This is a genomic window from Pseudomonas sp. H1_A03, from assembly GCF_054685145.1.
Window position 1 is genome coordinate 6,105,892 of record NZ_CP162829.1, and the last position, 20,026, is coordinate 6,125,917.

21 protein-coding genes are annotated in these 20,026 nt (G+C 60.1%); 11 read left to right on the top strand and 10 right to left on the bottom strand.

All coding sequences use genetic code 11. The features are described from left to right. Window positions 1-120: 120 nt before the first annotated feature. The 5 genes from AB4O35_RS28255 to AB4O35_RS28275 all read left to right on the top strand — a co-directional run bounded on the left by AB4O35_RS28255 (window position 121) and on the right by AB4O35_RS28275 (window position 6,488). Window positions 121-717, top strand: coding sequence for a superoxide dismutase (locus tag AB4O35_RS28255; protein ID WP_017125974.1), 597 nt, complete (start codon window positions 121-123; stop codon window positions 715-717). A 153-nt stretch (window positions 718-870) separates the two neighbouring features. After that, window positions 871-1,053: a hypothetical protein gene (locus AB4O35_RS28260; RefSeq protein WP_065873560.1), complete on the top strand. Its 183-nt coding sequence runs from the start codon at window positions 871-873 to the stop codon at window positions 1,051-1,053. Window positions 1,054-1,260: 207 nt separating this feature from the next. Then, on the top strand, window positions 1,261-3,312 hold the full coding sequence (locus AB4O35_RS28265; RefSeq protein WP_065873561.1) for a putative bifunctional diguanylate cyclase/phosphodiesterase: 2,052 nt from the start codon (window positions 1,261-1,263) through the stop codon (window positions 3,310-3,312). Between the two features lie 126 nt (window positions 3,313-3,438). Beyond that, a complete protein-coding gene (locus tag AB4O35_RS28270) occupies window positions 3,439-4,782 on the top strand; it encodes an imelysin family protein (protein WP_460149416.1) in 1,344 nt (447 codons plus the stop codon). Window positions 4,783-5,033: 251 nt separating this feature from the next. Further along, on the top strand, window positions 5,034-6,488 hold the full coding sequence (locus AB4O35_RS28275) for a TrkH family potassium uptake protein (protein ID WP_065873563.1): 1,455 nt from the start codon (window positions 5,034-5,036) through the stop codon (window positions 6,486-6,488). Here the strand turns inward: AB4O35_RS28275 and AB4O35_RS28280 are convergent. After that, window positions 6,445-7,503, bottom strand: a complete 1,059-nt coding sequence (locus tag AB4O35_RS28280) for an AraC family transcriptional regulator (protein ID WP_065873564.1) — start codon at window positions 7,501-7,503, stop codon at window positions 6,445-6,447. The genes AB4O35_RS28275 and AB4O35_RS28280 overlap by 44 nt on opposite strands. 160 nt (window positions 7,504-7,663) lie before the next feature. Here AB4O35_RS28280 and AB4O35_RS28285 point away from each other — a divergent pair, with 160 nt between their 5' ends. The 3 genes from AB4O35_RS28285 (at window position 7,664) to AB4O35_RS28295 (ending at window position 9,826) form a co-directional block, all read left to right on the top strand. Beyond that, window positions 7,664-7,975, top strand: a complete 312-nt coding sequence (locus tag AB4O35_RS28285) for an Mpo1-like protein (RefSeq protein ID WP_049711785.1) — start codon at window positions 7,664-7,666, stop codon at window positions 7,973-7,975. A 423-nt stretch (window positions 7,976-8,398) separates the two neighbouring features. Continuing rightward, window positions 8,399-8,524: a hypothetical protein gene (locus AB4O35_RS28290; protein WP_460149417.1), complete on the top strand. Its 126-nt coding sequence runs from the start codon at window positions 8,399-8,401 to the stop codon at window positions 8,522-8,524. Window positions 8,525-8,629: 105 nt separating this feature from the next. Then, window positions 8,630-9,826: an MFS transporter gene (locus AB4O35_RS28295; protein ID WP_065873566.1), complete on the top strand. Its 1,197-nt coding sequence runs from the start codon at window positions 8,630-8,632 to the stop codon at window positions 9,824-9,826. On the opposite strand, the gene arfB is transcribed toward AB4O35_RS28295, so the two are convergent. The 3 genes from arfB to AB4O35_RS28310 all read right to left on the bottom strand — a co-directional run bounded on the left by arfB (window position 9,823) and on the right by AB4O35_RS28310 (window position 12,457). Next, window positions 9,823-10,236 carry an alternative ribosome rescue aminoacyl-tRNA hydrolase ArfB gene (gene arfB / locus AB4O35_RS28300; protein WP_065873567.1) on the bottom strand — a complete coding sequence of 138 codons (414 nt, stop codon included), beginning with the start codon at window positions 10,234-10,236 and terminating at the stop codon, window positions 9,823-9,825. The genes AB4O35_RS28295 and arfB overlap by 4 nt on opposite strands. 12 nt (window positions 10,237-10,248) lie before the next feature. Beyond that, window positions 10,249-10,932 carry a pentapeptide repeat-containing protein gene (locus AB4O35_RS28305; protein WP_065873568.1) on the bottom strand — a complete coding sequence of 228 codons (684 nt, stop codon included), beginning with the start codon at window positions 10,930-10,932 and terminating at the stop codon, window positions 10,249-10,251. A gap of 103 nt (window positions 10,933-11,035) precedes the next feature. Further along, complete coding sequence (locus tag AB4O35_RS28310) at window positions 11,036-12,457, bottom strand: amino acid permease (RefSeq protein WP_065873569.1); 1,422 nt, start codon at window positions 12,455-12,457, stop codon at window positions 11,036-11,038. 638 nt (window positions 12,458-13,095) lie between these two features. On the opposite strand from AB4O35_RS28310, the gene AB4O35_RS28315 reads away from it, so the two are divergent. Both AB4O35_RS28315 and AB4O35_RS28320 read left to right on the top strand, forming a co-directional pair. Continuing rightward, on the top strand, window positions 13,096-13,233 hold the full coding sequence (locus AB4O35_RS28315) for a hypothetical protein (RefSeq protein WP_175403017.1): 138 nt from the start codon (window positions 13,096-13,098) through the stop codon (window positions 13,231-13,233). Between the two features lie 74 nt (window positions 13,234-13,307). Next, a complete protein-coding gene (locus AB4O35_RS28320; protein ID WP_065889927.1) occupies window positions 13,308-14,267 on the top strand; it encodes a M29 family metallopeptidase in 960 nt (319 codons plus the stop codon). Window positions 14,268-14,462: 195 nt separating this feature from the next. On the opposite strand, the gene rluB is transcribed toward AB4O35_RS28320, so the two are convergent. The 6 genes from rluB to AB4O35_RS28350 all read right to left on the bottom strand — a co-directional run bounded on the left by rluB (window position 14,463) and on the right by AB4O35_RS28350 (window position 19,342). Next, window positions 14,463-15,674: a 23S rRNA pseudouridine(2605) synthase RluB gene (gene rluB, locus AB4O35_RS28325; RefSeq protein WP_015885577.1), complete on the bottom strand. Its 1,212-nt coding sequence runs from the start codon at window positions 15,672-15,674 to the stop codon at window positions 14,463-14,465. 144 nt (window positions 15,675-15,818) lie between these two features. Beyond that, window positions 15,819-16,010 carry a DUF1289 domain-containing protein gene (locus AB4O35_RS28330; RefSeq protein WP_065873572.1) on the bottom strand — a complete coding sequence of 64 codons (192 nt, stop codon included), beginning with the start codon at window positions 16,008-16,010 and terminating at the stop codon, window positions 15,819-15,821. Window positions 16,011-16,065: 55 nt separating this feature from the next. Continuing rightward, entirely contained in the window at window positions 16,066-17,004 is a 939-nt protein-coding gene (scpB, locus tag AB4O35_RS28335; protein ID WP_065873573.1) for an SMC-Scp complex subunit ScpB, read from the bottom strand. A 12-nt stretch (window positions 17,005-17,016) separates the two neighbouring features. Next, window positions 17,017-17,715 (bottom strand): segregation and condensation protein A, encoded by a 699-nt coding sequence (locus AB4O35_RS28340; protein WP_175403020.1) that lies wholly within the window; start codon window positions 17,713-17,715, stop codon window positions 17,017-17,019. A 120-nt stretch (window positions 17,716-17,835) separates the two neighbouring features. Further along, on the bottom strand, window positions 17,836-18,465 hold the full coding sequence (locus tag AB4O35_RS28345; RefSeq protein ID WP_065873575.1) for an L-threonylcarbamoyladenylate synthase: 630 nt from the start codon (window positions 18,463-18,465) through the stop codon (window positions 17,836-17,838). A gap of 13 nt (window positions 18,466-18,478) precedes the next feature. Then, window positions 18,479-19,342 (bottom strand): PHP domain-containing protein, encoded by an 864-nt coding sequence (locus AB4O35_RS28350; protein ID WP_065945859.1) that lies wholly within the window; start codon window positions 19,340-19,342, stop codon window positions 18,479-18,481. An 87-nt stretch (window positions 19,343-19,429) separates the two neighbouring features. On the opposite strand from AB4O35_RS28350, the gene AB4O35_RS28355 reads away from it, so the two are divergent. Next, a complete protein-coding gene (locus tag AB4O35_RS28355) occupies window positions 19,430-20,026 on the top strand; it encodes a septation protein A (RefSeq protein ID WP_065873577.1) in 597 nt (198 codons plus the stop codon).

Here is a 20,026-nt window from a genome sequence, read left to right on the forward strand (position 1 = left end):
GCACCCCCGGTGCTATGATCCGGACCCTGCGCCGCAAAGAGTACAAACTCCCCGGCGCTTGTTTGGCCGCCCGTGATCGGCCTTGCGCTCACCGCAACTGACCTGATTAGGAGAATCATCATGGCTTTCGAATTGCCGCCGCTGCCCTACGCACACGATGCCCTGCAGCCGCACATCTCCAAGGAAACCTTGGAATTTCACCACGACAAGCACCACAACACCTATGTCGTGAACCTGAACAACCTGGTGCCAGGCACCGAGTTCGAAGGCAAGACCCTGGAAGAGATCGTTAAATCCTCTTCGGGCGGCATCTTCAACAACGCTGCTCAGGTCTGGAACCACACTTTCTACTGGAACTGCCTGGCGCCAAACGCCGGCGGCCAACCTACCGGCGCGCTGGCTGAAGCCATCAACGCTGCGTTTGGTTCGTTCGACAAGTTCAAGGAAGAGTTCACCAAAACGTCCGTCGGCACCTTCGGTTCCGGTTGGGGCTGGCTGGTGAAAAAGGCTGACGGTTCCCTGGCCCTGGCCAGCACTATCGGCGCCGGCAACCCGCTGACCAGCGGCGACACCCCGCTGCTGACCTGCGACGTATGGGAACACGCCTACTACATCGACTACCGTAACGTGCGTCCAAAGTATGTGGAAGCGTTCTGGAACCTGGTCAACTGGAAGTTCGTGGCTGAGCAGTTCGAAGGCAAAACCTTCACTGCCTAAGCACCGCTTGCAGCAGAAAGAGCCCGGCGATTGCCGGGCTTTTTTGTGGGTGTTCCACAACGTCGACCTGCCCAGAATCGTGGAACGCGCGGAAGGGAATGTGCCAACCATCCAGCGAGAGGAATACCCCTCCCACACGCTTCTGGAGAATCAATGATGGAAGAAATCGGAAAAGCAGGCGCACAGATGGCGATGCAATTAATCACCGGACTTATGAAAGGCCTCGCCGGCGGGGCGGATGGCGGTGATGGCGCTGCTGCCAGCCCTCCCAGCAAACCAGGCGAGGACATGATGCCGCCGGCGCCACCAAAGATCGAGATTTCAGCCTATCAATAAAAGCGGCCACGGCAGGAAAGGCATTTGCCTGACCACACGTACGCCGAGCCCCCCACGCGGCGGAGCAAATCCGCCGTTTTTTCTGGTTTTTTCTCCCTCCCCACCGCCAAGACGTCTCCAGCCCTAATGTTCCTTTGACTGGCCTCACGGGATTGCCAATACTCATGGCATATTGAAGGCCACCCGCATGAGACAAGGAATGCCCCTTTGAAGCTGGAACTCAAGAACAGCTTGTCGGTGAAGTTACTACGGGTTGTGCTGCTGTCGGCATTGATCGTGGGCGTAGCGCTGAGCGTGGCGCAGATCGTTTTCGATGCCTACAAGACGCGCCAGGCCGTGGCCGGCGATGCCCAGCGCATCCTCGACATGTTTCGCGACCCCTCGACCCAGGCCGTCTACAGCCTGGACCGCGAAATGGGTATGCAAGTGATTGAGGGCCTGTTCCAGGATGACGCGGTGCGCATGGCGTCCATCGGCCACCCCAACGAAACCATGCTGGCCGAGAAGAGCCGCGCCTTGCAGCACGCCCCGAGCCGCTGGTTGACCGACCTGATTCTTGGCCAGGAACGCACGTTTACCACGCCTCTGGTCGGCAAAGGCCCCTACAGCGAGTATTACGGCGACCTGAGTATCACCCTCGACACGGCCACCTATGGCCAGGGATTTATCGTCAATTCGGTGATCATCTTTATTTCCGGTGTATTGCGCGCCCTGGCCATGGGCCTGGTGCTCTACCTGGTTTATCACTGGCTGCTGACCAAGCCGCTGTCGCGGATTATCGAACACCTGACGTCGATCAACCCGGACCGGCCCAGCGAACACAAGATCCCGCAGCTCAAGGGTCACGAACGCGACGAATTGGGGCTGTGGATCAACACCGCCAACCAGCTGCTCGAGTCCATCGAGCGCAATACCCACCTGCGCCATGAAGCCGAAACCAGCCTGCTGCGCATGGCCCAGTATGACTTCCTGACCGGTTTACCGAACCGCCAGAAACTGCAGGAGCAACTGGACAAGATCCTCATTGACGCAGGCCGCCGACAACGGCGCGTAGCGGTGTTGTGCGTGGGGCTGGATGATTTCAAAAGCGTCAACGAACAGTTCACCTACCAGGCCGGTGACAAACTGCTGCTGGCGCTGGCCGACCGTTTACGCGCGCACAGTGGGCGCCTCGGCACCCTGGCCCGTCTGGGCGGAGACCAGTTCGCGCTGGTCCAAGCCGATATCGAACAGCCTTACGAGGCCGCCGAGCTGGCACAAAGCATCCTTGATGACCTGGAAGCAGACTTCGTCCTCGACCACGAACGGATCCGCCTGCGCGCCACCATCGGCATCACCTTATTCCCAGAAGACGGCGACAGCACTGAAAAGCTGCTGCAAAAAGCCGAACAGACCATGACCCTGGCCAAGACCCGCTCGCGCAATCGCTATCAATTCTATATCGCCAGCGTCGACAGTGAGATGCGCCGCCGCCGGGAGCTGGAAAAAGACCTGCGCGACGCCCTCAGCCGCAACCAATTCCACCTGGTGTACCAGCCGCAGATCAGTTACCGCGACCACCGTGTGGTGGGCGTGGAAGCCCTGTTGCGCTGGGAGCATCCGGAACACGGCCTGGTCCCGCCGGACCTGTTTATCCCGCTGGCGGAGCAGAACGGCACGATTATCCCGATAGGCGAATGGGTACTCGACCAAGCCTGCCGCCAATTGCGCGAATGGCACGACCTGGGCTTTACCGACCTGCGCATGGCGGTCAACCTGTCCACCGTGCAATTGCACCACACCGAATTGCCGCGGGTGGTCAATAACCTGATGCAAATCTACCGCTTGCCGCCGCGCAGCCTGGAACTGGAAGTCACGGAAACCGGCCTGATGGAAGACATCAGCACCGCCGCCCAGCACCTGCTGAGCCTGCGCCGGTCCGGTGCGTTGATCGCGATTGATGACTTCGGCACCGGCTACTCATCCCTCAGCTATTTGAAAAGCCTGCCCTTGGACAAGATCAAGATCGACAAGAGCTTCGTCCAGGACCTGCTGGACGATGACGACGACGCCACCATCGTGCGCGCGATCATCCAGCTGGGCAAAAGCCTGGGCATGCAGGTGATCGCCGAAGGCGTGGAAACCGCTGAGCAAGAGGCCTACATCATCTCCGAAGGCTGCCATGAAGGTCAGGGATACCACTACAGCAAACCCTTGCAGGCCCGAGAGCTGGCGGCTTTTTTGAAGCAGTCGGAGCGCAATAACGCCGCCATTCTCTGACTTGGCATAACGATACTGAATATTTCCCGCGTATAACCCTTTACACAAAATGCAAATCTTTCGCATTATGTCGCAGTTTTGCGCGCCCCCGCGCGCCCTCTCAACAACCGAAGCAGGATGTTCGCCATGATTCGTATGCCCCTGGCCACCGCCAGTCTGCTGGCCATTGCCATTTCTCTCGCCGGTTGCGGCGAAGGTAAAGACAAGGCCCCTGCAAACCAGGCGCCGACCCCGGCTGCCAGCACCACCGCTCCAGCCGCTGCCACCCCTGCCGGCCAGGTCGACGAAGCAGCCGCCAAGGCCGTGGTCGCGCATTACGCAGACATGGTGTTTGCGGTCTACAGCGACGCCGAGTCCACCGCTAAAACCCTGCAAACCGCGATCGACGCGTTTCTCGCCAAGCCGAACGACGAAACCCTGAAAGCCGCGCGTACCGCCTGGGTGGCCGCCCGCGTTCCGTACCTGCAGAGCGAAGTGTTCCGCTTCGGCAACACCATCATCGACGACTGGGAAGGCCAGGTGAACGCATGGCCGCTCGACGAAGGCCTGATCGACTACACCGACAAGTCCTACGAACACGCCCTGGGTAACCCAGGCGCTACCGCCAACATCATCGCCAATACCGAGATCCAGGTCGGCGAAGACAAGGTCGACGTGAAGGACATCACCCCGGAAAAACTCGCCAGCCTCAATGAGCTGGGCGGTTCCGAGGCCAACGTCGCCACCGGTTACCACGCCATCGAATTCCTGCTCTGGGGCCAAGACCTGAACGGCACCGGCCCAGGCGCCGGCAACCGTCCTGCATCGGACTACCTGACCGGCGACGGTGCCACCGGCGGCCACAACGAGCGTCGCCGTGCCTACCTGAGCGCTGTGACTCAACTGCTGGTCAGCGACCTGGAAGAAATGGTCGGCAACTGGAAACCCAACGTCGAAGACAACTACCGCGCCACCCTGGAGGCAGAACCTGCCACCGACGGCCTGCGCAAGATGCTGTTCGGCATGGGCAGCCTGTCCCTGGGCGAGCTGGCCGGTGAGCGCATGAAGGTTTCCCTGGAAGCCAACTCGCCGGAAGACGAGCAGGACTACTTCAGCGACAACACCCACAACTCGCACTTCTACGACGCCAAGGGTATCCGCAACGTCTACCTGGGCGAGTACACCCGTGTTGACGGCACCAAAATGACCGGCGCCAGCCTGTCGTCCCTGGTGGCCAAGGCCGATCCAGCTGCCGATACCGCGCTGAAAGCGGACCTGGCAGCCACCGAAGCGAAGATCCAGGTCATGGTTGACCACGCCAACAAGGGTGAGCACTACGACCAGTTGATCGCTGCGGGTAACGATGCGGGCAACCAGATCGTGCGTGACGCCATCGCTGCGCTGGTCAAGCAGACCGGTTCGATCGAAGCGGCGGCAGGCAAGCTGGGCATCAGCGACTTGAACCCGGACAGCGCTGATCACGAGTTCTGATCGGTAGCGCGTTGAAAAAGGCGACCTTCGGGTCGCCTTTTTTGTGCGCGCTACCTGCTACCACACAACTCCTGTGGGAGCTGGCTTGCCTGCGATAGCGAGCTGTCAGTTGACGAATGTTTCGCAGACCCACCGCTATCGCAGGCAAGCCGGCTCCCACACTTGACCGGTTTCGCCTCGGACGCCCCGGTTTACAAGACCTGCACCGCAGGTAGAATGGCGCCTCTACCCAATAACCCCGAGCTCACTTCATGGCGTTGCCGACCCTACGCATCATCGGTTTCATCATCGGCATCTTCCTGATCACCCTCGCGATCGCCATGGTCGTGCCAATGGCGACCCTGGTGATCTTCGAACGCACCCGTGACCTACCCTCTTTCCTGTGGGCCAGCATGATCACCTTTCTCGCCGGCCTGGCCCTGGTGATCCCGGGTCGCCCCGAGCATGTGCACCTGCGCCCGCGGGACATGTACCTACTCACCGTTACAAGCTGGGTGGTGGTATGCATCTTTGCTGCGCTGCCGTTTCTGTTGACCCAGCACATCAGCTACACCGACTCATTTTTTGAAAGCATGTCCGGCATCACCGCCACCGGCTCCACCGTATTAAGCGGCCTGGACGCCATGTCGCCAGGCATCCTGATGTGGCGCTCGCTGCTGCACTGGCTGGGTGGCATCGGCTTTATCGGCATGGCGGTGGCGATCCTGCCACTGCTGCGTATCGGTGGCATGCGCCTGTTCCAGACCGAATCCTCGGACCGCTCGGAAAAGGTCATGCCCCGCTCGCACATGGTGGCGCGGCTGATCGTGGCGGCCTACGTCGGTATCACCATCCTCGGCAGCCTGGCGTTCTGGTGGGCCGGGATGGGCCTGTTCGATGCGATCAACCACGCGATGTCGGCGATTTCCACCGGGGGGTTCTCCACCTCCGATGAATCCCTGGCCCACTGGAAACAACCGGCGGTGCACTGGGTGGCGGTAGTGGTGATGATCCTCGGCAGCTTGCCGTTCACCCTGTACGTGGCCACGTTGCGCGGCAACCGCCGGGCGTTGATCAAGGACCAGCAGGTACAAGGCTTGCTCGGATTGTTGCTGGTGACCTGGCTGGTACTGGGCACCTGGTACTGGTGGACCACCAACCTGCATTGGCTGGACGCCCTGCGTCATGTGGCGTTGAACGTGACCTCGGTGGTCACCACCACAGGTTTTGCATTGGGGGACTACAGCCTGTGGGGCAACTTCTCACTGATGCTGTTCTTTTACCTGGGCTTTATCGGTGGTTGTTCAGGCTCTACGGCGGGTGGGATCAAGATCTTCCGCTTTCAGGTCGCCTATATCCTGCTCAAGGCCAACTTGAACCAGTTGATTCACCCGCGCGCGGTGATCAAGCAGAAGTACAACGGCCATCGCCTTGACGAAGAAATCGTGCGTTCGATCCTGACGTTCTCGTTTTTCTTCGCCATCACCATCTGCGCCATCGCCCTGGCCTTGTCGCTGCTGGGACTGGACTGGATGACCGCCTTGACCGGCGCAGCCAGTACCGTGTCCGGCGTCGGCCCGGGCCTGGGGGAAACCATTGGCCCGGCGGGCAACTTCGCCAGCCTGCCGGATGCGGCCAAGTGGATTCTGTCACTCGGCATGCTGTTGGGCCGGCTGGAGATCATTACAGTCTTTGTTCTGTGCATTCCGGCGTTTTGGCGTCACTGACGGCTGACGCTTCCAGCAACCGCGCCCGGTATTCGCCGGGCGTGGCGTCGAACCAACGACGAAACGCGCGAAAGAAGTTGCTCGGGTCGGCAAAACCCAACAGGTAGGCGATTTCCAATAACGTCATGCTGGGCTGCGCCAGGTACTGCTCGGCCAGTTCGCGACGGGTGTCATCGAGCAGGGTCTGGAAGCTGGTGCCCTCCTCCTGTAGACGCCGCTGCAAGGTGCGCTGGGAAAGGTGCAACGTCTGGGCCACCACTTCTCGCTTGGGCTCACCTTGGGGCAACAGGCGGCACAACACCTGCCGTGCCTTGTGGGTCACGCGGCTTTCCGAAAAACGCGCCAGGTATTCGCCGGCAAATCGATCATGCAGCAGCGCCATGGCCTCGTTGGCCGTGGGCAGCGGCGCGTCCATGTCGGCCCGCTCGAAAATCAGCGCGTCATAGGGCGCGTTGAATTCCAAAGGTGCATGGAAGGCTTGTTTGTAGGGCGACAGGTCCGCCGGTTGATCACCCTGCAACACTACCTTGCGCGGCTGCAGGGTACGGCCGGTCAGCCAACCGCACAGGGCCAGGGCACTGGCCAGCGACGCTTCGGCGCTTTGTCGGGTGGGCGGCAGGTGATCGCCATGCACCGTCAGAATCAGCGCATAACCTTCGGGGATCAGTCGGAAACTCAGGTCGGCACTTTCGGCGATGATGCGCTGGTAGCGCACCAGGCGCATAAAGCCCTCGGCAAGGGTATTGCTGGACATCAGTGCATAGCCAGCCACATGAAACGACGCCGGGCGCACCACTTTACCCATGTTCAAGCCGATCGCCGGGTTGCCTGAAAGCTCCACCGCCCGTTGCCACAGGCGCGTCATGGAGTCTTGCGGAAACCGCGCATCGGGTTCACTCAGGGCGGCGTAGTCCAGGCCGAGCTGCTTGAACAAGGCGCGGCAATCCAGGCCGTCCATTTCCAATGCCTTGACGATCCCCATCGCCCAGCTTGCAGAAGTTGTTCGTTCGCTCATGGCGTCTTCTTAAAAAAGCAGGTTCAAATGGCAGCCAGGAAGCCAAGGATACTAAAGTGGCGTCTATTGTCACTGGCTGTTACTACTGATCACTCTAGACTCAAATAAGCTCCCCGCCGAACACCTGTTGGGCGGCATAACAATCAAAGGGCCGGTCACTGTGGAAAACGTCAAGCAATTCAATAGCTTTGCTGAGTTCTATCCTTATTACCTGAGCGAGCACGGCAACAGCACGTGCCGGCGCCTGCATTTTATCGGCACCACGCTGGTGATCGGAATTTTGGCGTACGCCATCGGCAGAGGCTCGCTGGGCCTACTGATTGCCGTGCCGATTGCCGGCTACAGCTTTGCGTGGATCGGCCACTTCTTCTTCGAAAAAAATCGCCCGGCGACGTTTCAGCACCCGTTCTACAGCTTGCTCGGGGATTTTGTGATGTATCGCGACATGATCCTGGGCAAAGTGCCGTTCTAAAGGTAAGTGTGACCCCATGTCACTTGCGTTTGCAGGATGAAGGGTCGCCTATCCGTCGAGATAAAAGTCTATTTGTCATTTACAGTGCTGTATCCTGCCAAGGCTTTTTGAGAGCGCGGAATCACCTGCGATTGAAAAAACAGACCTTGCGAGGAGCGACGACGATGCACGAGATACCTAATCTCCCCTTCCCAAGCCTGCACCCTACAGAGCAGCCAACACCGCAGCAGGCCAGCGACAAGCAGCCTGAGGCCAGAGAAGCAAAACCAGTCGACAGCAAAAGCCAGGACTGACGCCGTACCAGACCGTGTGGAAAGCGCAGCTTTGAGCGCTTTCCACACTGCCTGAATTATCCGAGATACCTGCCATGACTGACTCCTCCCCCACTCCCCGGACACCGCCGTACTCGATGCTGCCCTGCAGATGGTCGAGGTCTGGAACCGCCTCAGCGCCGACAAGCAAGCCGTGCTGCTCAAGCGCTTCGGCACCCAGGAAAACGCGCTGGCCGCCCTGGTCACCACGCAATTGCTGGCCCCTGCGCAAACCTGAGGTCTTTGTGACCTGAGGTTTTTGCGTTTTACCGCCCTGCGCGGGCCAAACCACCGGTATCATTAGCAGCCTATCTTTACCTGCTGCGACAGTGGACCTCTCCCCATGCCAGATACCCAGCGCCCCATGGCGGTCACGCTGCAAGTTGTTTCCATCGTGCTGTTCACCTTTATCGGCTACCTGAATATCGGCATTCCCCTGGCCGTATTGCCAGGCTATGTCCACAGTGAGCTGGGCTACGGCGCGGTGATTGCCGGCCTGGTGATCAGCGTGCAATACCTGGCCACCCTGCTGAGCCGCCCCTATGCGGGCAAAATCATCGACAACTTGGGCAGCAAGCGTGCGGTGCTGATCGGTTTGGCGGGCTGTGGCCTGAGCGGCGTGTTCATGCTGCTCGCGGCGTGGTTTTCAAGCGTGCCTGCCGTGAGCCTCTGCAGCCTGCTGATTGGCCGACTGGTGCTGGGCAGCGCTGAAAGCCTGGTGGGTTCGGGCGCCATCGGCTGGGGCATCGGCCGGGTCGGTGCGGCAAATACCGCCAAAGTCATCTCCTGGAACGGCATTGCCAGCTACGGCGCCTTGGCCGTCGGCGCGCCATTGGGCGTATTACTGGTGAGAAACTTCGGGCTGTGGAGCATGGGCGTCAGCATCATCCTGCTGGCGGTCGTCGGCTTGTTGCTGGCCTGGAACAAAGTCGCAGCGCCGATCGTCACTGGCGTGCGCCTGCCGTTCATGAATGTGCTGGGCCGGGTATTGCCCCACGGCTGCGCCCTCGCGCTGGGCTCCATCGGCTTTGGCACCATCGCCACGTTTATCACCTTGTATTACACCACCCAGCACTGGGACAACGCGGTGTGGGCCCTGAGCCTGTTCGGCGCCAGTTTCATCGGCGCGCGCTTGCTGTTCGGTAACCTGATCAACCGCATCGGCGGTTTTCGCGTGGCGATTGCCTGCCTATCCGTGGAAATCCTAGGGCTGCTGTTGCTGTGGCTGGCGCCGGACGCCAACCTGGCCTTGGCCGGCGCGGCGTTGAGCGGCTTCGGCTTTTCCCTGGTGTTTCCGGCGCTGGGGGTGGAGGCAGTTAACCTGGTACCGGCGTCCAGCCGTGGCTCGGCGGTGGGGGCCTATTCGCTGTTTATCGATTTATCGCTGGGCATCACCGGCCCGCTCGCCGGCGCCGTGGCGGCTGGCTTCGGCTTTGCGTCGATCTTCCTGTTCGCCGCCCTCGCCGCCCTGGGTGGTTTGCTACTGAGCGTGTGCTTGTACCGCCAGGCCCCCAAGGCCCGTGAAGCGCGCGGCGACTAAAAGTCGACCTTGCCGCGCCCGGCCTTGATGCTGCCCCGCTTGGTCTTGGATTCGAGGCGACGCTTTTTCGAGCCCAGGGTCGGCTTGGTCGGGCGGCGCTTCTTCTCGACCTTGGTGGCGCTGAGAATCAACTCCACCAAACGCTCCAGCGCATCCGTGCGATTCTGCTCCTGGGTCCGGTATTGCTGGGCCTTGAGCACCAGCACGCCTTCGCTGGTGATACGGCTATCGCGCAGCGCCAGCAGCCGCTCCTTATAGAATTCCGGCAGCGACGACGCCGGAATGTCAAAACGCAGGTGCACCGCGCTCGACACCTTATTCACGTTCTGCCCACCTGCGCCCTGGGCGCGAATGGCGGTCAGCTCGATCTCGGCGTCGGGCAAGTGCACGTTGTTGGAAATCACCAGCATCAATCAAAACCCTTACGCAACGGACAAGCCCAACTCGGACAACAACATCGAGGCCTGGGCTTTGGAAATCACAGCGCCTTTGAACAGTTTGGCATCATTGAGACGGAAACCGCTTAAATCCGCACCGCGCAAATCGGCGCCGGCGAAATTGGCACCGTTGATACGGGCGTGGGCGAGGCTGCAGTCGATCAGTTCGGCCTTGCGAAAGTCGGCGTCCGACAAATCGCTGTCGGAGAAGTCCAGGTTATTCAGTACGGTGCGCGCAAACGACAGCCCGGACAGGAAAGCGCTGTTCAGTCGAGTCTCGCTGAAGCTCAGGCCCAGGGAAGCGCAATGGGTGAAGTTGGCCCCGGTCAACTTGCAGTGTTCAAAGCTCGCCTGGGACAGCTTGCTGCGCTGCCAGCGGGTGTTGTTCAGGTCGCAGCTGTGGAACTGCGCCTCCAGTAGGTTTGCCGCTTCAAATATGGCGTGGCCGGCCCGACAGCTTTTCCACTGGGTACCTTCCAGGCGCGAACCGAGGAAGGAGGTCTGGACGAGGATGCAGCGTTCAAGCACCCAGTGATCCAGCACCATGCGCGACAGATCGGCGCCACTCAGGTCGACGCCGATCAGGCGTAAGGGCCCGCCGTGCTGGTCGATGAGGTCTTCCAGATCAAAGCGCTGTAAAGCGCCGCCGTCGATGTCGGTGTGTTGCATGGGACCTCCGGGCGAGCGCTGGAAAAAACGAGGGGCGATTCTAACCTGCTGCCGCAAACAAAAAACCCGGCAAGGTGCCGGGTTTTCTATTTGCGGAAAGGTCCTACTCCAAAACTGTCCGCGTTGTGCTCGCGACCACACGGGCACTGCGCTTATTCTTGATCCAGTAGCACACCGCCATAAACGCCACCCACACCGGGATCGCGAACACCGACACCTGAATCCCTGGAATCATCAGCATGATCACCAGGATAAACACCACGAACGCCAAGCACACATAGTTGCCGTACGGGTACCACAACGCCTTGAACAACGGCACCTGACCGGTGCGGTTCATGTGCTGGCGGAACTTGAAGTGGGAGAAGCTGATCATCGCCCAGTTGATCACCAGCGTCGCCACGACCAGAGACATCAGCAGTTCCAGTGCGTGTTGCGGGATCAGGTAGTTCATCAACACCGCCACCAGGGTGATCGCCGCCGAGGCGAGGATAGAGCGCACTGGTACGCCGCGCTTGTCGATCTTCGCCAGTGCTTTGGGCGCATCACCCTGTTCGGCCATACCCAGCAGCATGCGGCTGTTACAGTAAGTGCCGCTGTTGTACACCGACAGCGCCGCCGTCAGGACCACGAAGTTAAGAATATGCGCGGCGGTGTTGCTGCCTAGCATCGAGAACACCTGCACGAACGGGCTGCCGCTGTAGGCATCGCCCGAGGCGTTGAGGGTTGTCAGCAGGCTGTCCCACGGTGTCAGCGACAACAGCACGACCAGCGCACCGATGTAGAAAATCAGGATGCGGTAGATCACTTGGTTGATCGCTTTCGGGATCACAGTGCGTGGCTGGTCCGCTTCGGCGGCAGTGAAGCCAAGCATTTCCAGGCCACCGAAGGAGAACATGATGATCGCCATGGCCATCACCAAACCGCCGACGCCGTGAGGGAAGAACCCACCGTGCGCCCATAGGTTAGTCACCGAAGCCTGCGGCCCGCCGCTGCCGCTGACCAGCATGTAGCTGCCCAGGGCGATCATGCCGACGATAGCCACCACCTTGATGATGGCGAACCAGAACTCAGCCTCACCAAAGACTTTGACGTTGGCCAGATTGATCAGGTTGATCAGCACGAAGAACGCCGCCGCCGAGACCCAGGTCGGAATCTCCGGCCACCAGTAATGCACGTATTTGCCGACAGCCGTCAGCTCCGACATGCCCACCAAAATGTACAGGATCCAGCAGTTCCAGCCCGACAGGAAGCCAGCGAAACCGCCCCAGTACTTGTGGGCAAAGTGACTGAAGGAGCCGGCGACCGGCTCTTCAACGATCATTTCGCCGAGCTGGCGCATGATCATGAAGGCAATGAAGCCGCAGATGGCATAACCCAGGATCATCGAAGGGCCGGCGGATTTGAGCACCCCGGCAGAGCCCAGGAACAGGCCGGTGCCGATGGCGCCGCCGAGGGCGATCAACTGGATATGCCGATTTTTCAAGCCGCGTTTCAGCTCGCCTGAAGAGGAATGGGGTCCACTCATGAAAAGGGTCTCACGCAAGGTTTGATGATGTTGAATGCACGTTGCTGCCTTGAATCTCGACTCAAGCAGCGCTGCTCAAACCCCAGCGCAGGCACCAGGAATACAGCGTCTTTCTAACGGTCATGCGTCACCTGTTTATTTTTATCTGTGACGAAATCGAACCCGTCTGGCTCGTGGCCGGGCGGAGTGATCAGGGTCGATAACCCTGAGGTCTTGGCCTTTTGCGTGGGTACGCAAGGGGCGTCACAGTAAAACGCGGCGGATTGTACACCGCTCGACAGCTTGGGGCCGCCCCGCAACGGTGCATGCGACGATCTGTCAGGCATTTCTTACACAGTTTCACCGCTCAACAAGCGCGCGACTTTATCGTCAAATAATCGTTACAGCGCGGAAAATCTACGTTACAGGCGTGAACTCACGGAAAATTGGCGGTGGGAAACTTCTTACAAATCCTCATGATCAGCCTGCTGTTTTTTATGAAAAAAAAGCTAATGGCCCTAAATAGAAAAAATTGTGTAATTGGAACCGTGTCAATAAATATTTTGCATTCTGAAACAGGCTCTCCTAGGTTCATTCCACTTGCCCAGCGCAGCCCGTTGGCAAGCCGTTCTCAAACAACGTCCTCTAGGAGATACACCATGCAAGCACTGGAAAACGACCTGGAAACCGAACTGCAACTCGACGATTGGTTTGAAGCGCCGACCCATGAGGCCGCCGTTAAAATGATGCAAGCCGATGCCGTCGTGCCGTTCGGCACCGCGATGTGGCCTTTCTAAAAATCGGCAGGTATCCGGCAGGTGCTGTGCACGGCACCTGCCACCCTTACCCAAGGCACAATAGGATGTACGTCATGGACAAGGCCCGCGCCGTCGAACACTTTCTCTACTACCTTGCGCACCACCCGGCCCTCAGCGGCCTGAATCGTCCCACCGTGTTACTGGGCCATACCGAGCGCTACGACGCCATTGCCCAGGCGATCACCCACAGCAGCGCCGCCCGCTTCAACTTTCAGGTGCAGCGCCTGGACCTGGCGGCCAGCGACACACTCGCCCAGGCCATCGAAACCTGCGACCTGTACCTGTTCCTCTACGATTCCTCCACCTTGCCCAATCCACGCGCCGAAGGCCCGGACTTTATCCGCACCCTGCAGGGCGTGATGGCCGAGCACTGGAAGAAATCCCTGCTGTTCAAGGATTACGGCGACTATTTCTACGACACCTTCAGCGTCGAGCCGCAGCGCATCGCCGACCTCAACGCCACACTGATCCGACGCATGTCCCAGGCCAATGTGTTGAGCTTCACCGACAAGCACGGCTCGCGGCTGGAGGCGCCGCTGAGCAGCATCAAGAAGTGGACCAATATCAACGGCATCGGCAACCACGACCTGGCACCCGGCGAGATCGCGACCCACAGCGAAGCCATCAATGGCCAGGTGCGGTTTGTCGGCACCTTTCTCAGCACCATCCCGTTTGCACGCAAATATGGCGTGCTGCAATCACCGCTGGAGCTGTGGATCGAGAACTCGACCGTCTGCAGCGTAGCCAGTGAGGTGCCGGGGTTGGCCGATGACTTCAACAAGTACCTGAATGCCAACCCGTCCAACCGGCGCGTGGAGGAATTAGGGATTGGGACCAATGAAGGGGTCAAGGATTTGTATGCGCGCAATGCCGGGTTTGAGGAGCGCCATTGTGGGTTGCATTTGGGCTTGGGGGGTGGGCAGAAAGGCAGCCATCACCTGGACCTGATCTTTGCCAGCGGGGTGTTGGCGCTGGATGACAAGCCGGTGTTTGATGGCAGGTTTGCGTTCTAACCACTGACCTCATGAACGCTGAGGCTCTAAATGTGGGAGCTGGCTTGCCTGCGATGCAGACACCTCGGTCTATCAGACAGACCGCAGTGATGCCATCGCAGGCAAGCCAGCTCCCACAGTTGAACGCATTTCAAATTCAGACCAAAAAAAACGCCAACCCGAAGGTTGGCGTTTTTTTATGCAGCGCTTAGCAAATCACTGCGGCTTCTTGCGACCAAAACCAGGACGCTGACCCGAACCGGCCGGGGCGCCACGGCGCTTGCCCGACGGCTCGTCCGCGACCAGTTTGGGGCCGGGGCGCTTATTTGCCGCCGGCTTGGCTGGACGCTTGGTGCTGGCGTTGTCGGCGGGGCGATCCGCTTCACCGCGATTGCTGCGACCACCGGCCGGAGCTGGGCGCGGCGTGCGTGGAGCACGCTCGCCTTCCTGGCGCGATGGCGCGGTCGGACGACGCTCGCCTTCGATCTGCGGCTCACGGGAAATACGACCGCCGGTAGCCGGTGCATTCAGCGCAGGGCGCAGGGTGCGGGCAACGCGCTCGGTACGAGCAACCGGACGCGACGATTTACGCTGCATACGCTCAAGCTTGTCTTTGCTCTTGGCGTTCATCTGCGGCATCGCGACTGGCGTCAGGCCGACTTCGGCGCTGAGGATGTCGACTTCGTACTGGCTCATTTCGCGCCAGCGGCCCATCGGCAGGTCGGAGTTCAAGAACACCGGGCCGAAACGCACGCGCTTCAGGCGGCTGACCACCAGGCCCTGGGATTCCCACAGGCGACGCACTTCACGGTTACGGCCTTCCATCACCACGCAGTGGTACCAGTGGTTGAAACCTTCGCCGCCTGGGGCCTGCTTGATATCGGTGAACTTGGCCGGGCCGTCTTCCAGCACCACGCCGGCTTTCAAGCGCTCGATCATCTCGTCATCGACTTCGCCACGCACACGCACAGCGTATTCGCGGTCCATCTCGTAGGACGGGTGCATCAGGCGGTTGGCCAATTCACCGTCAGTGGTGAACATCAGCAAGCCGGTGGTGTTGATGTCGAGACGACCGATGTTGATCCAACGGCCTTCTTTCGGCTTAGGCATCTTGTCGAACACGGTCGGACGGCCTTCCGGGTCGTCACGGGTGCAGATCTCGCCATCGGGCTTGTTGTACATGATCACGCGGCGCACCGATTCGGCGGCCTCTTCACGCTTGATGACCTTGCCATCAATGGTGATTGCATCGTGCAGGTCGACGCGCTGGCCGAGGGTAGCCTCGACGCCGTTGACCTTGATGCGCTTCTGGGTGATCCAGGCTTCGACGTCGCGGCGCGAGCCCACGCCGATACGCGCCAGCACCTTTTGCAGTTTTTCACCTGCTGGGCCGATTTCCTGGCTGTCGTTCTGGTCTTTGTCGTTCATCTTAAGCACCTCCCGGTGGGTCGATTCAGGCGTGGCCTGAAGAGTGTTGAAAGCGGGGCTTTGGCCGAATAGCTCGGCAAAGGGTCGCGAATCATACGCGCATGACGCGCGTTGCGCATCAGAGACTAGTCGATATGGCCCAAGTCATTTGCTTTTCCGCCGACCGGTGGCGCCCAGGGCCAGCAATCGGAGCTCGGCCTCGGCCAACACTGTGCGCTTGTCGACCTTGTCGAGTTTCTTCCAGGCACGGATTTCGCGCTTGTTGCGGCCACAGCCAAGGCAGATGTCGTCGCTGAATTTGCAGACGCTGATGCAGGGGTCTTTGGTTGAACTCATATGATTTCTCCCTGGCAACAATAATCAAATGTGGGAGCGGGCCTGGCGGATCGCGTTAGTCTTCAAACTCGCGGCGCTCGTTCTCGATGGCTTCGGCCAGGGCCCTGGCTTCGTCTTCTTCGTCGCTCAGCGGCGGCTGTTCGAGGGCGGCGACGGCGGCCAGGAGTTTCTCGCGGGCTTCGGCCACGCCGAGGACATCTTCTTCGGGCTCAGGCTCGGATTCAGGTTCGACCTCGGGCTCAACGTCCACGTTCACTTGGGCTTCAGGCTCTGCCGCGCCATCACGCAACAGGTCGTCGAAGTCGGTCTTGATGCCCTGCTCCATGTCGTCCAGCTCAAGCAACAACGTGTGGAAACTGGTCTCGTCCTTCGGTTCTTCCGGCTCGGCGCTGGCATCCGCCAACTCTTGCAGGCTGGCGGGCACGGGGGCGTCGTCGAAGTCCAGCACCGGGTCGGGTTCCATTTCGCGCAGTTCGGCGAGCGGCGGCAGGTCGTCGAGGTTTTTCAGGTTAAAGTGGTCGAGGAACACCTTGGTGGTGGCAAACATCGCCGGTTTGCCGGGAACGTCACGGTAGCCAACGATGCGGATCCACTCGCGCTCCAGCAAGGTCTTGACGATATGGCTGTTGACCGCCACGCCACGTACGTCCTCGATCTCGCCCCGGGTGATGGGCTGGCGGTAGGCGATCAGCGCCATGGTTTCCAGCATTGCCCGCGAATAACGTTGCGGGCGCTCTTCCCACAAACGCCCAACCCACGGGGAAAACTTCTCACGGATCTGCAGGCGATAACCCGACGCCACCTCGCGCAGTTCAAAGGCACGGCCGTCGCAGGATTTGCGCAATATCTCCAGCGCCTTCTTGAACACCGGCGGCTCAGGGCGCTCGGCTTCTTCAAAGAGTTCGAACAAGCGCTCCAGGGATTGCGGTTTACCCGAGGCCAGGAGAAAGGCCTCCAGCAGCGGCGCCAGTTCGCGGGGTTCAGTCAGATTCATCGATTCAGCTCTTTATTCGGCTCGCGCCCGCACGTGGATAGCCGCAAAAGGCTCATTCTGGACCAGCTCGACCAAGGATTCCTTGACCAATTCAAGGATCGCCATAAAAGTCACCACCACCCCCAGGCGCCCTTCTTCTTTCGTAAACAGTTCGACAAAAGGCACAAACCCGCCACCTTTGAGGCGATCCAGCACATCGCTCATGCGCTCGCGGGTCGACAACGCTTCGCGGCTGACCTGGTGGCTTTCAAACATATCGCCACGGCGCAGTACCTCGGCCATGGACATCAATAATTCTTCCAGGCTCACGTCCGGCAGCAACTTGCGCGCGCGGGCCTCGGGCGCGTCGAGTTTGGGCACGACCACGTCGCGGCCCACCCGGCTCAAGCCATCGATACCTTCGGCGGCCGCCTTGAAGCGCTCGTACTCTTGCAGGCGACGGATCAGTTCGGCGCGCGGGTCGTCTTCTTCGGCCTCAACCGTCTCCGAGCGCGGCAGCAGCATGCGCGACTTAATCTCGGCAAGCATGGCGGCCATCACCAGGTACTCGGCGGCCAGTTCCAGGCGCACCGACTGCATCAACTCTACATAGCCCATGTACTGACGGGTGATTTCCGCCACCGGGATGTCGAGGATGTTGATGTTCTGCTTGCGGATCAGGTAGAGCAGCAAGTCCAGCGGGCCTTCGAAGGCTTCAAGGAAGACTTCCAGGGCGTCCGGCGGGATGTACAAGTCCAGCGGCATTTCCAGCACGGCCTGGCCGTACACCATTGCAAATGGCAGTTCCTGCTGGGCGCCGGCCTGGCTGTCGACGGTTTCCACAGACGACATTCAGGCCTCAACCATAAATGGAGCAGGGTCGCCGCAACCCACACGGATGACCTCGGGTTCGCCGTCGGCCAGGTTGATCACCGTAGAGGCTTTGCCACCGCCGAAGCCGCCGTCGATGATCAGGTCCACCTGTTTTTCCAGGAGCTGGCGCATTTCGTACGGGTCTTCCAGCGGTTCGCTGTCGCCGGGCATGATCAACGACACGCTCATCAGTGGCTCACCCAGCTCGGCCAGCAGCGCCAGGGCAATCGGATGCTCCGGCACGCGCAGACCGATGGTACGTTTCTTCGGGTGCAGCAGCAGGCGCGGCACTTCGCGGGTGGCGTTGAGAATGAAGGTGTAGGGTCCAGGCGTGTGAGCCTTGAGCAGGCGGAAGGTGCCGGTGTCGACCTTGGCGAACAGCCCCAGTTGGGACAAGTCGCTGCAGATCAGCGCAAAGTTGTGGTTCTTGTCCAGGTCACGCAGGCGTCTTACACGTTCTACCGCGCCCTTGTCGCCGATCTGGCAACCAATAGCGTAGGACGAATCCGTTGGGTAGATCACCACGCCGCCGGCGCGAATGATCTCGACGGCCTGTTTGATCAGGCGCGCCTGGGGGTTTTCCGGATGAATCTGGAAAAATTGACTCACGTGTTCTACCTGTTCAGACGGTGGCAATAATGGGGTCATGCTTGAATCGCCCCCACAAGAGCGGCAAATCCTCCGGGACCTGGCGATACTCGCCGATCTCGGACCAGCCGCCTGGGCCATGAAAGTCACTGCCGGCACTGACCAGCAGACCAAATTCGCGAGCAAGAATCGCCAGGCTGCCCACCTGTTCGGCGGGTTGATGCCCGTTGACCACTTCAATCGCGTGACCACCCGCACCAATATAGTCGCTGATCAGCTTGCGGCGCTTGCTGCGGGTGAAATCGTAATGCCAAGGGTGCGCCAGGCTGACCCAGGCCCCGGAGGCGCGCAGGGTCTCGACGGTGTCTTCCAGGGTCGGCCAGTGCAACTTCACATCCCCCAACTTGCCGGCGCCCAGCCATTTGCGAAAGGCTTCGGCACGGTCTTTAACAAAACCTTCACGTACCATCCAGTCGGCAAAATGCGGCCGGGCCGGTGCGTTGCCGCTGTCGCCCAGTTCCTGCTGGATGGCGCGGGCGCCGTCGAGGGCATTGGGCATGCCTTTAAGGCTGAGTTTTCGGCTTATTTCTTCGGACCGCAGCCAACGGCCATCGTGCAAATTAGCGATGGCCTGCACCAGTGCCGGGGCTTTCTGATCAAACCCGTAGCCAAGCACATGAATGGTGGCGCCGCCCCAGGTGCAGGACAATTCCACGCCGTTGACCAGCTGCATGCCCAGCGCGTGCGCGGTTTCGCGGGCTTCGTCCAGCCCTTCGAGGGTGTCGTGGTCGGTCAACGAAAGGACTCGCACGCCTTTTTCAAACGCACGCGCAACCAGTACCGCAGGCGCCAGGGAGCCGTCGGAGGCCGTGCTGTGGCAGTGCAAATCAACATTCACGGGGCTTTGTAACCTCAAGTCAGCTGGCGCTTTCGCTACCAAGGATGTTTGTTATTATGCCGCCACATCCAGCTTCTGGCTCTTACTGTGAAACAATTCATCGACTTCATCCCGCTGTTGCTGTTTTTCATCGTTTACAAACTCGACCCCAGGGTCATTGATCTGGCCGGCCATGAGCTGACGTTCGGGGGCATCTACAGCGCCACCGCCGTGCTTATCATCAGTTCCCTCGTGGTCTACGGCGCCCTCTTCATCTCCCAGCGCAAACTGGAAAAAAGCCAATGGCTGACCTTGGTCGCGTGCCTGGTCTTCGGCAGCCTGACCCTGGCCTTCCACAGTGAAACCTTCCTTAAATGGAAAGCCCCGGTGGTGAACTGGCTGTTCGCCCTCGCGTTCATCGGCAGCCACTTCATCGGTGACCGCCTGCTGATCAAGCGGATCATGGGCCATGCGCTGACCCTCCCGGAGCCGGTGTGGGTGCGTTTGAACGTGGCCTGGATCGTGTTTTTCCTGTTCTGCGGTGCTGCCAACCTGTTCGTGGCGTTCACCTTCCAGGACTACTGGGTCGACTTCAAAGTCTTCGGCAGCCTTGGCATGACCGTGCTGTTCCTGGTTGCCCAGGGTATTTACCTGTCGCGCCATCTGCATGACACCGACCCTACCACGCCAAAAACCGAGGACTGA